Here is a 14,250-nt window from a genome sequence, read left to right as displayed (position 1 = left end):
AATCCTGTCGCTGCAAGCACTTGGCTATGACGGTGGCGAATCTTGTCATAATACATCAATTGAACTTTTTAGACCACAAAGATAAGTCAAAGAACGCTTTAATCAATTATTCGATATAAACTCTATTTAAGTTCAAACTGCATGTTGACTTTGTTCACCTGTGCCCTGTACTGCAAGAAATAGCTGTATATTTTTGTATTGTCCAGATAAGGATTTCCTCTTTTAACCTGTAGTGAATCCACAGCCTGACTTACAGAATTCAGGTAGCTGATGTCCGCCTGCTCATTGCCGATGGCCATACTTAGGAACAGCTGGTGTTTGGGGGTGAACTGATAACGCAACCCCACGTTCGTCCTGAAGTTCCAGAAACTGTGTTTGTCCTCGTTGTTGTGGTTAAGCTTATACCTCAGCAGCGATACCCCTGGCGAAACCATGAAGGTGAACTTCTTTCCAATATCCTGTGTATAGCTTAAAAACGCCATCGTTTCTCCCATGCGCAGGTATTGCGAAGACAAGGTATTTCCGGTATATTCGGAAGAAGTGATATTCTGATAATGCTGTATGTTCCCTCCTATGGAGTTGTGATGTCTCAGCTTGATGTTATATATCCCAATTGCACTTACCGAATACAGGTCCTCGTTTACATCGGTGTTGTACATCCGTTCCTGTTCCGTATAGTTTCTCAGATACTCGTTCCTTGAATAGGAGGAGTTGAGCAGGATGTGCAACCTTTGTCTGTCGCTGGGATAGAAAGTACCGTCCAGAGATACGGCCGGCTTGTAGTTCTTCTGGCTTGTAGTTTCTACGGAGCGGATAGCCTGATTCCCGGTTTCACTCGTATATGTCAGCAGTTCACCGAGGTCGTTGTGCGGTGTCTGGTTATGTACGAAAGAAACACTTCCCGACAAGGTTCTTTTGCTGTTACTGTTATTCACCTTGAACTGCACGTACTGCTGGTTGTTTTTATAGGACGCATCCTCGGTCGAAGCATTTCGGTAAACCGGCACATCCAGTGCAAACATCTCTTCCTTCTCCGTATCTGTTCCGTCATACTTTTTCATGTTATATCCGGCAAACAGCAGATAATCCGTGTTGTGGTGCGATGTTTTTGAAGCGATGTTATAGTCTCCACTCAGATATCCGAACAGCTGCTCCCCATCCAGTGAGATATATCCCCCCGTCTTGTATTCCTTGGTAATATAATTGATAGAGGCAGCATCTCCCAGATACTGTCCGGTAGGCATTTCGAAAAACTCAATCCGTTCGATGTCCTTCGGGCGCAGGTTCTGCACTTCCCTGAAATCAGCCTTTACGCCATTGATATATAACGTAGCCTGTCCCCGGGAGGTAGATACCGTCTTCTGTCTTCTCTCTACGGTGATTCCTGGAATCATCAGATTATACAATAAATCATATCCCGTATATGCATGCTTTACCTGCTGCTTGTCGGGAATAATCAGCAAATGGTCTTTCTTCTGTATGACAGATGCGCCTGTCACGGTGACTCCCTCCAGCATCACATTGTTTTCTTCTAGTATGACCGTTGGTAGTTCATAATCCTTGTCGGGCATTTCAAAGTCAAGAAAACGGTTGGTATATCCGATGCAACTGGCAGACAGAATATATTTCCCCTTCTTGATGTTATCCAGACAGAATTCTCCCTTCTCATCCGTCACGCTTCCTTTGACGAAAGAGGAGTCTGGAGCCAGTATCCGTATGGTGGCTGCCGGTATGGAGTTCTGTTCTATGTCTTTTATACTTCCGGTTACTTTATGATTGGCAGAGTAGGCACTCATAAAGGAGAAGCAGGTGATAAGCAAGCAGATTCGTTTTTTCATATCTATTCTTCATTTTATGTAGATTCATATTATTCAGCTTTCAATATTGCACTGTTTATTGTAGTGTTAATATTACGCTGTTCTTTAGAAGTGTTCTTTCCAAAGTCGAATGTATAAGCTACTTTGATATAACCTGTTTTTTGATACGTTTCACTATAAGAGCTGTTATGAAAACGATATACCCCCATATCCATATACATTTTAGTTTGGTTGTGTTTGCTAAATGTATTGTCCGTACCGGCTTCTGCCATCCAATTTTTATGATTCCAACGCACAAATGCACCATAATTTGCTGGGGTATCTACGAAAGCGGGATAATTATCTAATGTTTTTCCCGTAGATTTTCCGTGTATATTAAATGCAAAATCTTTCCAGTAATAGTTTATATCCATGCTTCCTCCCCATTCGTTTCTATGTTGTTTTACCTTTCCCGTAATTTCATTATAACGATAAAATCCTAGCAGTTTAATATGTAAACTAGGAATTATCTTGTAAGTAACAGCGAGTGAACCTTTTAATTGATGAAAATTTCCTCCAGTACGGAATGTATTCACCAGTTTGTCATTTTCTATATAGTAATCACTGAAAACACTGTTTATAGCCCCAAAATAAAGCCCTGCCACTTGCAGATTGATTTTTCCTGTCTGGTGGTTATAAACCAAATAACTATTATAATAATTGGTCCTTTCCAGATGCGGATTACCCCGTTTGACAGACAATGAATCCAATTCTTGATTCACATTATTTATCCATTCCATAGGTGGATTGGAATTTCCTGTATTCAATCCATACAATATAGAGTTTTCGGAATTTATCTGATAGTTCAATAAGATATTAGCATGAGGAGACAGGTAACGTTTTGCTTCATTTCCATGCAAACAATATTGCAGTAAATCACCTCCAAACTGCAAACTCATATATATTTTTCCGATGCTTTGATTGTATTGTCCCATTAATAAAGTCTCAGTTGTCCATAAATGACTCCATTCCTTAAAATCTTCTTTATATGTGGCAGAAGAAATAGAATGTAAATGGCTGAAGTTTAATCCGAAAGAGTTGTTGTGTTTTAACTGGATATTATAATCTGTTGAAAACGTAATATTGTATAAACTTTCGTCCACTTTCGTATGAGAAAAGTAGTTTCTTTCCGTGTACTTTCGTATATACTCATTGTTTGTATAAGTAGCTGTTAAATTAACATTCAAAAACTGCGTCTGTCCCAATTTAAAACTTCCATATAAATTTAAACTTGGCATTAGGGCAGTCTGGGTTGTTTCAGTTTTTGCACTAATATCATTAACTGGAGTATTATCATATTCAATGACACTTTTACTATAATTGTCCGGCATGCTTTGATGGACAAAGGAGATTTTTCCAGCTAATGTCCGTTTATCATTGTTGTTATTAATATTCAGTTGTGCATATTGTTTGTTCTTATTCAGCTCTGCATCATCTACATGGGTTGTACGGCTTATTTCCTGCTCTGGGAAGTAAAAAACTTCTTTTTTATCTGTTCGTATCCCATCATTATGCTCCATGGAGTGACCGGCAAATAGCGTATAGCTGGTACTTTTGTACACAACCTTTAGATTGGCATTGTAGTCGCCTCCCAAATACCCGATAGTTTGCATCCCATCTAATGCAACATAACCACCTGTGTTTTTCTTTTTCAATATATAGTTGACCGAGGCTTTATCACCTGCATACTTCCCCGTAGGCATTTCAAAATATTCTATTTTTTCAATATCTTTAGGACGAAGAGCATGTATTTCTTTGTTGTCAGCTTTTTGCCCATTTATATAAAGGGTAGCTTCTCCCAACAATGTATTTACCGAGCCTTTTTGTGTATTGACAGACATTCCCGGAATCATCAGATTATACAAAAGATCATATCCTGTAGAAGCGTGTTTTACTTGTTGTTCAGTTGGGATAATTAATACCCGATCTTTTTGACGAACAAAAGAAGAAGCTTTTACTACTACTTCATCCAATAATATATTATCCTTTTTCAGCGTAAGCAAAGGTAATTTCTTATCTTGGATTCCTATACTAAAGATATGCCATTGCGGTATATATCCCATAGAACTTACAAAAAGTAGATAATCACCCGAATATACATTTTGCAGGCAATAGTTACCTATACTATCCGTTATGGTTCCTTGTACAAAGGAAGAATCGGGATGTAATAGCTGAATGGAAGCATAAATTACTTCTTGTTTGTTTTCACTCTTCACATTACCTTTGACCAATACTTGAGAAATCATAGGAAGTACATAAAACAACCAAAACCAAACAGTTAAACCTAATATTTTCATTAATAACTTTTTAATTTAAAATTATTAAAAGCGACCATTGAACAGATAATTTGCCTCGTTTTAATATTTGTTATCTAAATTCATATGTTGTACGAACAAAATATCATTTAATGGTCGCTCAATCAATCTTAATCTAAATAGATTTTAATTTTCTGTTACAGCACTTAGTTAGCATTGTAGTTCACAATTCTGCAAGTGAGGACAGCGAAACAAACAAGTTGGTGTTGGATCATCCGTTAAATCTAATAATCCACCAGACACTAGAGGGTCTGTTTCCAAACGTTCTTCTAATTGCTGAAGATCAAACTCTGAAAAATCTGAGTTTACTGAAAAGATTTCATCTTTAATCATAGCTAAAACTTTATTTATTAAACATATTCGCATAAACACTATTATATACAGTATTTACGGCTTTTATTATCATTCTCTTAAATAAATTACACTGATTGCTTTTCATTGCTAAGCACCCTCCACCACACAAAAAGACATATTTACAATGTTTACAAGACGAAGAAGTGACATCATGGGTATGCCATTTTTTTAATTCATTCTTATTCCAGCTAATGGTATTATTCTTAATAGTTCCTATTTGGAACTTTTTATCCCCAACAACTTCCCAACATGGATAAATTTCTTTTAATGGCGAAAATACATACTCTCCAGTTTGAGCAGTACAATGCACAGCTGTTAGTGGTAAGGACTTTTTAGCTGTAACCGAATATTCTATTTTTTTATAAACTGTATTATATCCTGCACAAACAGTAATCGTACCCATCTTTTCATGTCTTTTTAAATACTCGGATTCGGATAAAAAATCAATATCATTTTTATCATTTTCTTTGACCTCTTTATTATCTTGAATTAATGCAGAATACACTTTAAAGTTTTTATGGGCTAAGAATCCTAATTGCCTGAAATAAGAATATAAATCCCTAAAATCTTCTAAATTATAATTATCCACATTTACTCTTATGTGAATATCTACGTTCAATCCTTTTTCAAAAATCAATTTAATGTTAGAAATAATCTTGTCAAAAGAATTAAAATCTTCAAAATGTTTTCGCTTTTGATTATGTTTTTTCTTTGTTCCATCAATTGTAATCTGAAGCAGAGTAATTAAATCAGGTGCTAATAAAGTCAAATAAGAATCTAGATCATATCCATTAGTTATAGCATGGAACTTATACCCTTTTTTTCGACCTTCCTGAACAATATATGTCACTATTTCTTTATTTTCTTTCAATAAAGGTTCGCCTCCATATAATGTTATTACAGGGGCTTGAAGTTGTTTCCTTGGTTCAATTTCAGTCATGGCATTAAACAATTGGTCCACTTGAGATTTTGTAAGAACAATGCGATGTGACGAATCTTTATATTCTCTTTTTTCAAAGCAGTAAGGACACCTAAAATTACAGTTATAGGTAACAACCCATGTGAAACTTTTATGCAAAATTTCATCTCTTTTATGTAATGCTTGAGCTACCCTTTCTACATATTCTATTTCTTCTTCTTTTGTTTTATTTGTAATATATCCTCTCTTCTGTAAAACTTGTAATGTCAGACTTGAAATTTTTTTTATTTCATTATTTTTTAGATATAATACAATACTTTCACTAACAATATCCATAGCGCCTGTGTATCCATGAATTAGCATATATTTCCCTTTTTCACTTTCCAGTTTAACTGGAATCATGTAGGATGATGTTCTAAGTGTTCCCATAAGGTTATTTTATTGTATATCGTTAATATAGATTTGTCTGTGATTTTGAAAATAGAATATTTGCTCCTCCTGTCCCCGGGTACGGTCTCTGAGTAGAAGTAGAGCATTATCGGGTACTTGGCAAGGCATTGTAACTTCTGTAGCCACTTGTTTCAGTATTGGAATCCATCCTTTTGTGTGGTCGAAATAGAAGAGTTCGTATTCATCGTCGATACGGATGAAGTTATCATCGTTGCGGGGAACGCATATTGCATGAGTCAGGTGGACTTCTCTTCCAAAATCGAATATGATGGAGTCTCCCTTGTGTTTCGACAGATAATAGGTCAATGGATCATGGTCAAAACAGTTGCTTAATTGCATGGCTGGATCGCGTGAATCATACGCTTCTCCGGCTTCCATATGAAGAGGCTTTATTTCCTTTGTATTGTCATAGAAATGAAGTTCGGCCAATTCCACAGGTACATTATCACGGGCAATGTATTTGAGGTATCGCAGCTTGCTTTCCAAAGGATAACGATTGTAGCATACATAGGGTGTATCACATATCTCATAAAGTTTACGGCTTATTCGATAAGGCGTATCTCCTGCATAAAAACGGGCATGGAGTACTCGGTACAGGCGCTCTTTGTTCCATACAGGCATTGGATATTTGCGGTAAAGTAGTTCTTTATTCATCTTGGCTGTGTCGGGTATCAGGTAATGTACATGATTATGCAGGAAAATGAATGGGGCGCTTTCTAATGTTAAATGCTCGGGTGTACCGGAAAGAAGTAGATAAATGTTCTTGTCTTCTACTGTTCCGAAGGTAACGGCATGTTCCTTTATTTCCCCTTTGATAATGGGGATGATTTGCTCTCGTTTGAAAGTTCCCAAATAATAGTTCTTACCGGTATCTGTTATGGGAAGAGTGAGTTCGGTGTGAAAATATTCATCGGATACATCTTTCCGGTGTGGGTCTTTCAGGTTGTCTGGTATGGATTTATCGTTCAGCAAAGAGAGGAATTCATCCTGAAGAGCATAGGTACGTCGGTATACTTTGCACTTACGTCGAGGGTCAGTTTCCATGCTGCCTCTTTGGGCAAAGAAATCCGAGTAGAATAAAGGGACATTTTGTTTGGTCGTGTCCAATACTACACACCAGCCATGTGAACTGAAAGTTTCCGGAGAATAGGCATAGAAGTCTTTTTGGATAGGAATACCTAATGCCCGCATTACTAAAATGGTAAAATTACACTCATCAGTACAGTCACCTATGCGATGCTTGGCAATAAACAGAGGAGAGGCAGTTCCCAATGGATTGAAGGTCATGGTGTGGATATACCCTTCTTCTTTTAGTACCTTGCATACTGCATTGGCAGCTTCGATAACATCGCTACCAGTATATAGTGAATCTAATATATAGCTGTATTGTTGGAGGAAGGTAGTGCGCCATTCTTCCAGTTCTTCGTTTGTAGCTCGGTAGGGAAGCAGGTATTCGCAGAATTCCTGAAAGGTATAATGCTTGCCCCACGGCCTTTTATGCCATGCTTCAAATGCCATGTCAATATTTCGTATCAGGTAATCGGATTTTATGGTCTTCAAATCTTCTGCTATGGTGAAATTACGGCATTGGGTAAGAAGAGACTGAAGGCTGTCCGGATGGATAAAACCGTCTTTCAGAAATGCTGTTTTGGCTGCTTCTACTTTTGTCCGATCAGTGTTGAGGCTACTATACTGGTAGGGCATATTTTCTATCAGGTAAATAGCGGCTTTGTACTTCAAGGTATCGGCATCATTTTGATAGTGTGCCAATACTTTGAATAGTTCTTCTCGGTTTTGTTTGGCTTGTTCTAGGGCATAGGCAAGTTTGTCACTGCCGGAAGATAGGCAAGAGGTAAACAGACCGAGAATTAGGACGCCTATGTATAGTGCTTTTTTCATAGTATTGTGCAGGATTGTAAGGTCATTTTTCAAGATATCCTAATATGTAGTTGTCTCCTTTTCGTATCTCTACTAAATACTTTCCGGGTGATAAGGTTTCGGTAGGTATGAGGTGGGGGGAATTGGCAGCAAGACAGATTTCTTCTTGAGAAATTAAATGCCCTGTAGTGTCTTTTATTTTTATACAGAGTCCTTCTATCGTTTTGTCTGATGAGATAGTCAGTTGTCCTTTCTCTATAGATAAGAGCGGAGAATTCCGGTCCTTATTTGAAGTGTTTTTCCAATTATTTTCTATTGTGAAAAAGGTTTGTGCATCTGCACTGATTAAAGTAAGTAAGCTGAATAGCAAACTGAATAGCACTTGTTTTTTCATAATCTCTTTTGTGTTTTTTTGATTTGTTGCTAAAGTAGAAGTTATGAAGAAACAAGTGCAAAAAATGAGTTTGCATTTTGTTTACATTTTGTAACTGCTTATAAATCAAGTATAATTTTGTCGGTTTTTTCAGCAGAACCTTCCTCTCCGGTTAGCTTTTTGTGCATACGTGCACGAGCTACCGTAATGGCAGAAGTGGAGCGGTTAAGCAGATGTGCAATCTGCGATACTGGAATTCCTGTCTTCACCAAGTGGCAAATATGAAGTTCATTGGCTGACAAGCGAGGGTAGAGCATCAGTAGTCGGTGGGTAAACTGGGGATATACCTTGTCTATCTCACACTGTAAGGTTTCCCAGTCATTCGGATTCAGGTCGCGACTGTCTGTGGCGCGGTGAAACAGCAGATAGATATCCGACTGCTTGAAGTGTGCGATGCGCTGTTCTTGTGACTCTATGGTGTGAAGGAACTGCTGGGAACTTTCCAATGCTTCTTTCTGGGCTTCCAGTTGAGCTTGCTTTAGCTTGTCGTTTTGCCGGATAGCGACTTGAAGCTGTTCGGTGAGTTCCTTTATCTGTTGCTCTTGCTGCTGTTGATTTTGTTGGGTCTGTCGGTAATGTTCTTCTTGGATAAGTAAGAGGCGTTTGGCCTGTTCTTCTGCTTTTTGGCGTTTTTGTCTGATGTGCAGGTAAATTCCTCCTCCGGCAGAAAACAGGATGCCAAGAGAGAGAATGAGTCCGGTTATGGTCATTTGCTGGTGGATAGTCTGCTCCTTTAAATGAAAGTTTTCTTGTTCGGTCAGATGATAGTCATAAAGGGTATTGGCTTTGGCTACCTCTTCCGTTTTTGTGATTTGCCGGATCGTGTCTTGTAGTTGGTACGCCTTTAATTCATATTGATATGCTTTAGGATAATCTTTTCGATATGCGGCTACTTGGCTTAGGGCATGATATGCTCCTATTTGGTTATAGGTATCTCCTTCCTTAAATACTGTTTGCAGGTAATATTCGGCAGAGTCAATCTTTTCATCCTGTAGATAGATTTCACCTAGCATTTTGCATACATTGGAGAATGGTGAATACTTCAGCACTCTCTGTAAGATGACACGGGCAGAATCGTTCTGTTTCTCTTCGAAATAAACTCCTCCCAACTCTGAAAGAATGGAGTAGGCTGTGTTTGAATCTTGGTGGGCAATGGCTATTTCATACCCTTTCCGGTAAGAAAGGATAGCGCTGTCTATCTGTGCAGAAAGGTGGTAGATGCGTGCCATGTCACGGCATGCAAAAGCCATGCCGCAGAAATTACCTGCAGTATCCCCATAAGCATATTGCTGTCGGGCTGCTGCCATACTTTCCTTGTGCAGCCCCTGATAGGCAAAGAGAATGGCCATTTGTCCGTATATTTTCCCCATCAGTGTCTTGTTGCTTCCGCCTTGCCCCGTTGTAATTGCCATGCGGTAGCACGCTATGGCGCGTGGGGCATTATGCAGGTCACGATATACGCCTCCCTGCTGGTAGTAGGCTTCGGTGAGCCGCTCTTTGTCGGGATGACTTTCGTAATATGCTACAATCCGGTTGATGAGGCTGTCGGAGGTGGGGAGGACATCCATTTTGTCCTTCGCCTTGATGCAGAGCAGGTGGTAGTACATTTGGGTTTCTTCAGGCTCTTCGTTCAGATGCTCTATTTTTTGCAGATAGAGGAGTGCACTGTCCGGGCGGGTTTCAATAAGACGGATGGCCTGCTGCATGGCGGCAGGGTAGGGCTGTGGCCGTCGGCATCCGGTAAAGAGGACCACCAGTATTCCGGAAAGGCTGAGAAGAAGGGAAAGAAGTGGCTTTGTCATAGTAGGCGTGGCTAAAGTAAGGGATAAAAAAACGGTCGGTTTTCCACTAGGAGACCGACCGTTTTTCTTATGCATGATTCGTAGTCAAAATTACTTTTTGATACGGTTGTAACGGCTCATGAACTTATCTACGCGTCCAGCTGTGTCAACCAGTTTAGACTTACCAGTGTAGAAAGGGTGAGAAGTGCTGGAGATTTCCAACTTAACACAAGGATAAGTTTCGCCTTCGAATTCTACTGTGTCTTTTGTAGCACAAGTTGAACGAGACAGGAACATGTCACCGTTTGACATGTCTTTAAATACTACCGGACGGTAGTTTTCAGGATGAATGCCTTTTTTCATTTCAGTATATACTTTATTGTTATTATTAGCTTGTTTATATTAAATATGGTGGTAACACGAGTGTGTAATGGTTTTATTTTCGGATTGCAAAAATACTGCTTTTATTTGAAATAGAAAAAGTTTTTTGCTATTTTTTTGTTTTTGCTTCTGTATATTAGTGCTTTGCTGCTTTCTTTTGTCCTTTCTGAGTATCCGTCATTCCGGCAATTACCGGCTTTTTTATGCTTTCTGTTTGCAACATGCAGTTTGCAGACCGTCCTTCAATTGTCATTATCGGCATTGATTTAGGTCAAAATACACCTTAATCCTGCATTTTCATGAGTGAAAAGAAGGCATTTGATTCATTTATTCGTATTTTTGCACATAGAATTTAATCACTAACAATTATAAAAATTACAACAATGGTTAATTACAAAGATTTAGGTCTGGTTAACACAAGAGATATGTTTGCCAGAGCAATCAAAGGTGGATATGCTATCCCTGCTTTCAACTTCAATAATATGGAACAGATGCAGGCTATCATCAAGGCTGCAGTTGAAACAAAGTCTCCGGTAATCCTTCAGGTTTCTAAAGGTGCTCGTCAGTATGCTAACGCTACTTTGTTGCGTTACATGGCTCAGGGTGCTGTAGAATACGCTAAGGAATTGGGTTGCGAACATCCTGAAATCGTTCTTCACCTCGACCACGGAGATACTTTCGAAACTTGCAAGAGCTGTATCGACTCAGGTTTCTCTTCAGTAATGATCGACGGTTCTCACCTGCCATACGAAGAAAACGTAGCTTTGACTAAGAAAGTTGTAGAATACGCTCATCAGTTCGATGTAACTGTAGAAGGTGAATTGGGTGTATTGGCTGGTGTTGAAGATGAAGTTTGTGCAGAACACCACACTTATACTAACCCTGAAGAAGTTATCGACTTCGCTACTCGTACAGGTTGCGATTCATTGGCTATTTCAATCGGTACTTCTCACGGTGCTTACAAATTCAAACCGGAACAGTGCCACGTTGATCCGGCAACTGGTCGTCTGGTTCCTCCTCCTTTGGCATTCGAAGTATTGGATGCTGTAATGGAAAAACTTCCGGGATTCCCTATCGTTCTTCACGGATCTTCTTCTGTTCCTCAGGACGAAGTTGATACTATCAATAAGTATGGTGGTAAACTGGAAGCTGCTATCGGTATTCCTGAAGAAGAATTGCGTAAGGCTGCTAAATCTGCAGTTTGCAAGATCAACATCGACTCAGACTCTCGTCTGGCAATGACTGCTGCTGTACGTAAAGTCTTCGCTGAAAAACCGGCTGAATTCGACCCACGTAAATACCTGGGCCCGGCTCGTGACAACATGGAAAAACTGTACAAGCACAAAATCCTGAACGTTTTGGGTTCTGACAATAAATTGGCTAACTGCTAATTTAAATTGATATAGACTTTATACACCTATATTATAAATGTAAAAGAGTTGCTCTTTTCTTCGTGAAGGAGCAACTCTTTTTTTTATGGGACTTTTCCCGATTCTGCCTGAGCCTTGTCAGGGTTTTATGGATAAGGGTACGGTATATGATTTCCGTTTGTCTTTCAGTTCCTTGGCAAGCATGTCGGCCTGTGTCTCATCGGTATGCTTGTCGTTCAAGAAGGTTTCGGCTTTCCGGATCAGCTGTTCCAGTTCTTTGGCCTGAGGCTGTTCCAGATTGAAGTAATCGTCTTCGCCATGGTAATAAAGCAGTCTCAGCCGGGCAAGCAGCAGTTCCGCTTTCAGCGATACCGTTCCTTTGTATACATGGATTGGCTGACTTTCGTCCTGTGTGAACTTCAGTTTATCGTAAGATGCTTCTATAAACGAAATCTTTTTCTCCTTTCTGAAATCGTTTCCGTCGTAGTTCATTGAGCAGATGTGATAGCTGCCGTCCAGGTGGTCAATGAAGTAAATCCGATCTTGAGTAAGTTTCAATTTGTCTATAATACCCGCTCTGGAGTCGGTTTGCAGTTGCCTTAGTACCGTCCGGCGGCTTCCTGAAAAGTCGCTCTTTATGATTGCCATCTTTTCGTCTTTTTGGGATACATAATACCAGTTTCCATCGGCATACAGGGCTTCGGTCTTGGTTATCCGGTTGTTGGCGTCGTACCGTCTTATTACACACGATTCATCGTCGAATCGGGTGCCGGCTTTCAGGTAAATCCGTGGCGCCAGATTGGTATGGGGCCTAGGATGTCCGAATGCCGTGTAGAACAGTTCGTCGGAGCATAGAAAATATTTATTGATGCTGCTCATGTTTTTCTGCCTCTGCGTGCTTGCATCGTCAAAGGTTGCATCTGCATGATACCAGTTTCCGTCGATGTAAATCCGGTTCCATACATGTCCCTGAGTGTTCGTGGCCTGACCGGTAACGTAGTCTGTAGTAATTCCGATGCCGTTCATCAGCAGTGAATAAGAAAGGCTGTATCCTTGGCAGACTGCTTTTTTAGGCAGGAAGACTCCTACAGCCGAGAAGGCACTGTATGCCAGATAGGGGATATTCTTCGTTCATTTGTCCGTAGATGACCTCCTTGCATACTTTCTGATAAAGAGTATAGGCTATTTCGGGTGCTGTCATTCTGTAGTCTAGCTGTGAATAGTATTCGGCCAGGCTTTCTTCCATCTGCGGGAATACATCCTGCATATGGCTGGGGTTTACGGCATATCGGGGGAGGAAGGCCTTCAGGTTTTCCGGATTGTCTATGTCGGTCCGGTATCCGATATTTCCGCTCATCTTCAGGTGGAACAATAAAGGGGTTTCTGCCAGAAACTGCTGATAGATACTGTCGGCCTTGGTTTGGGGAATGTGGAATTCACGGACATCTATTGCCTGTTCTCCACGTAATACTCCGTTGGTCAGTTTCTTGAACAGTTCACTCATCTGCTCGGGAGTGGTTTGTGGATTTTCCTCTTCCGGTGTTTTCTCTTCTGTGGTGTCACCGGTCTGTTCCGGGTCTTTTTCTGAATCCTTTTCTTCGGTCTTTTCCGGTGCCTTGGGGATTTCCGGTTCTTTTTTCTCGCATCCGGAGCAAAGCATGCCGCACATAAGCACTGAGAGTGCCAACAGGGGTAGTTTTCTCATAAAATTCTTGAATATGTAAATGTAAGTCTAGTATTTCTGTGTCTTGAAATGCAGGACAGCATTTTTTAATTTATATATAACAAAGGTAGGGCCCGGAATGTTTGCCGGATAAGTAATTATTCTTTATATAAAAGAGCAGCGTCCGATAAATCTTGCGGCAGATTCATCGGACGCAGTATCACAGGTTGAAAAGACAACGCTTATCTTGCAGCAAAGAACAGTGAGCCGTTCTGGGCACGCATGGCAGATACACCCATCAGGTCGGGAGTGACTGTCATCGGGGTACCGTCTTTCTGCTTGAACGTGATGGTGCCGTCTTCGTTCATGGTAATCAGCTCGTATGATTTGTCTTCGTATACAGCATTCCAGGTACGGTTTTCCTGATTGTAGACCAAATCGACTGACTGACCTTCCTCACCTTTCTTGGTGATGGTATAGCCGTCGGCATTGGTGCGTACCAGGTATTCTCCGTTTTCTCCTTTGACTGTCTTTACGGTGCCGACTTCCGCAACCGGATTGGAACCGCTCCAGAATTCAATGGAGTTCAGTACAATTACATCGGCTAAATATGCCACTTCGTATACAGGAACAATATGGAAGGCCAGGAATACAATCTCATTTACGAACTTGTTGCCCAAACTCTGGTTCCAGTCTTTCAACTGACTCCACAGACCGAATGAACCAATGCAGGAAGAAAAAAGTAAACTTCCGCTCAATATGGCACAGATTGCTGTTATTTTAGTCTTTCTCATGGCTTGATATTTTAATAAGTTAATGATATCTGCTTTTTTATATAATTAGGATACTA

The 14,250-nt window shown here is 40.2% G+C and carries 12 protein-coding genes; 1 reads left to right on the top strand and 11 read right to left on the bottom strand.

Annotation, left to right across the window (positions count from 1 at the left end; genetic code table 11):
• Nucleotides 1-122: 122 nt before the first annotated feature.
• The 8 genes from H3001_RS10990 to H3001_RS10955 all read right to left on the bottom strand — a co-directional run bounded on the left by H3001_RS10990 (nucleotide 123) and on the right by H3001_RS10955 (nucleotide 10,349).
• Nucleotides 123-1,838: a carboxypeptidase-like regulatory domain-containing protein gene (locus H3001_RS10990; RefSeq protein ID WP_181214947.1), complete on the bottom strand. Its 1,716-nt coding sequence runs from the start codon at nucleotides 1,836-1,838 to the stop codon at nucleotides 123-125.
• Between the two features lie 29 nt (nucleotides 1,839-1,867).
• A complete protein-coding gene (locus tag H3001_RS10985) occupies nucleotides 1,868-4,153 on the bottom strand; it encodes a carboxypeptidase-like regulatory domain-containing protein (RefSeq protein WP_181214946.1) in 2,286 nt (761 codons plus the stop codon).
• A 168-nt stretch (nucleotides 4,154-4,321) separates the two neighbouring features.
• Nucleotides 4,322-4,504 carry a hypothetical protein gene (locus tag H3001_RS10980; protein WP_181214945.1) on the bottom strand — a complete coding sequence of 61 codons (183 nt, stop codon included), beginning with the start codon at nucleotides 4,502-4,504 and terminating at the stop codon, nucleotides 4,322-4,324.
• A gap of 10 nt (nucleotides 4,505-4,514) precedes the next feature.
• The gene (locus tag H3001_RS10975) at nucleotides 4,515-5,873 is read right to left on the bottom strand and encodes a radical SAM/SPASM domain-containing protein (RefSeq protein WP_181214944.1); all 1,359 of its coding nucleotides are present in this window, start codon (nucleotides 5,871-5,873) and stop codon (nucleotides 4,515-4,517) included.
• A gap of 9 nt (nucleotides 5,874-5,882) precedes the next feature.
• Nucleotides 5,883-7,793 (bottom strand): hypothetical protein, encoded by a 1,911-nt coding sequence (locus tag H3001_RS10970; RefSeq protein ID WP_181214943.1) that lies wholly within the window; start codon nucleotides 7,791-7,793, stop codon nucleotides 5,883-5,885.
• A gap of 22 nt (nucleotides 7,794-7,815) precedes the next feature.
• Nucleotides 7,816-8,166, bottom strand: coding sequence for a DUF3244 domain-containing protein (locus H3001_RS10965; RefSeq protein WP_181214942.1), 351 nt, complete (start codon nucleotides 8,164-8,166; stop codon nucleotides 7,816-7,818).
• A gap of 98 nt (nucleotides 8,167-8,264) precedes the next feature.
• The gene (locus H3001_RS10960) at nucleotides 8,265-10,007 is read right to left on the bottom strand and encodes a tetratricopeptide repeat protein (RefSeq protein ID WP_181214941.1); all 1,743 of its coding nucleotides are present in this window, start codon (nucleotides 10,005-10,007) and stop codon (nucleotides 8,265-8,267) included.
• 90 nt (nucleotides 10,008-10,097) lie between these two features.
• Complete coding sequence (locus H3001_RS10955) at nucleotides 10,098-10,349, bottom strand: type B 50S ribosomal protein L31 (RefSeq protein ID WP_181214940.1); 252 nt, start codon at nucleotides 10,347-10,349, stop codon at nucleotides 10,098-10,100.
• 401 nt (nucleotides 10,350-10,750) lie between these two features.
• On the opposite strand from H3001_RS10955, the gene H3001_RS10950 reads away from it, so the two are divergent.
• Nucleotides 10,751-11,758, top strand: a complete 1,008-nt coding sequence (locus H3001_RS10950) for a class II fructose-bisphosphate aldolase (protein WP_181214939.1) — start codon at nucleotides 10,751-10,753, stop codon at nucleotides 11,756-11,758.
• 117 nt (nucleotides 11,759-11,875) lie between these two features.
• Here the strand turns inward: H3001_RS10950 and H3001_RS10945 are convergent, their stop codons facing one another.
• From H3001_RS10945 to H3001_RS10935, 3 genes are all read right to left on the bottom strand, one after another.
• Nucleotides 11,876-12,814 carry a transglutaminase domain-containing protein gene (locus tag H3001_RS10945; RefSeq protein WP_246368562.1) on the bottom strand — a complete coding sequence of 313 codons (939 nt, stop codon included), beginning with the start codon at nucleotides 12,812-12,814 and terminating at the stop codon, nucleotides 11,876-11,878.
• On the bottom strand, nucleotides 12,807-13,442 hold the full coding sequence (locus H3001_RS10940) for a hypothetical protein (protein ID WP_181214938.1): 636 nt from the start codon (nucleotides 13,440-13,442) through the stop codon (nucleotides 12,807-12,809). Before H3001_RS10940 ends, H3001_RS10945 begins: the two co-directional genes overlap by 8 nt.
• A gap of 200 nt (nucleotides 13,443-13,642) precedes the next feature.
• Entirely contained in the window at nucleotides 13,643-14,194 is a 552-nt protein-coding gene (locus H3001_RS10935; RefSeq protein ID WP_181214937.1) for a DUF3332 domain-containing protein, read from the bottom strand.
• Between the last annotated feature and the right edge of the window lie 56 nt (nucleotides 14,195-14,250).

This window comes from Phocaeicola faecicola (assembly GCF_013618865.1).
Taxonomy (GTDB): Bacteria; Bacteroidota; Bacteroidia; order Bacteroidales; family Bacteroidaceae; genus Phocaeicola; species Phocaeicola faecicola.
Note: the sequence above shows the minus strand (reverse complement) of the source record. Positions and strands in the feature narration are given on the sequence as shown.

Excerpts from the sequence above, each read along its gene's own strand:
- H3001_RS10990 (WP_181214947.1), bottom strand. The coding sequence starts at position 1,838 with ATGAAAAAACGAATCTGCTTGCTTATCACCTGCTTCTCCTTTATGAGT.
- H3001_RS10985 (WP_181214946.1), bottom strand. The coding sequence starts at position 4,153 with ATGAAAATATTAGGTTTAACTGTTTGGTTTTGGTTGTTTTATGTACTT.
- H3001_RS10980 (WP_181214945.1), bottom strand. The coding sequence starts at position 4,504 with ATGATTAAAGATGAAATCTTTTCAGTAAACTCAGATTTTTCAGAGTTT.
- H3001_RS10975 (WP_181214944.1), bottom strand. The coding sequence starts at position 5,873 with ATGGGAACACTTAGAACATCATCCTACATGATTCCAGTTAAACTGGAA.
- H3001_RS10970 (WP_181214943.1), bottom strand. The coding sequence starts at position 7,793 with ATGAAAAAAGCACTATACATAGGCGTCCTAATTCTCGGTCTGTTTACC.
- H3001_RS10965 (WP_181214942.1), bottom strand. The coding sequence starts at position 8,166 with ATGAAAAAACAAGTGCTATTCAGTTTGCTATTCAGCTTACTTACTTTA.
- H3001_RS10960 (WP_181214941.1), bottom strand. The coding sequence starts at position 10,007 with ATGACAAAGCCACTTCTTTCCCTTCTTCTCAGCCTTTCCGGAATACTG.
- H3001_RS10955 (WP_181214940.1), bottom strand. The coding sequence starts at position 10,349 with ATGAAAAAAGGCATTCATCCTGAAAACTACCGTCCGGTAGTATTTAAA.
- H3001_RS10950 (WP_181214939.1), top strand. The coding sequence starts at position 10,751 with ATGGTTAATTACAAAGATTTAGGTCTGGTTAACACAAGAGATATGTTT.
- H3001_RS10940 (WP_181214938.1), bottom strand. The coding sequence starts at position 13,442 with ATGAGAAAACTACCCCTGTTGGCACTCTCAGTGCTTATGTGCGGCATG.
- H3001_RS10935 (WP_181214937.1), bottom strand. The coding sequence starts at position 14,194 with ATGAGAAAGACTAAAATAACAGCAATCTGTGCCATATTGAGCGGAAGT.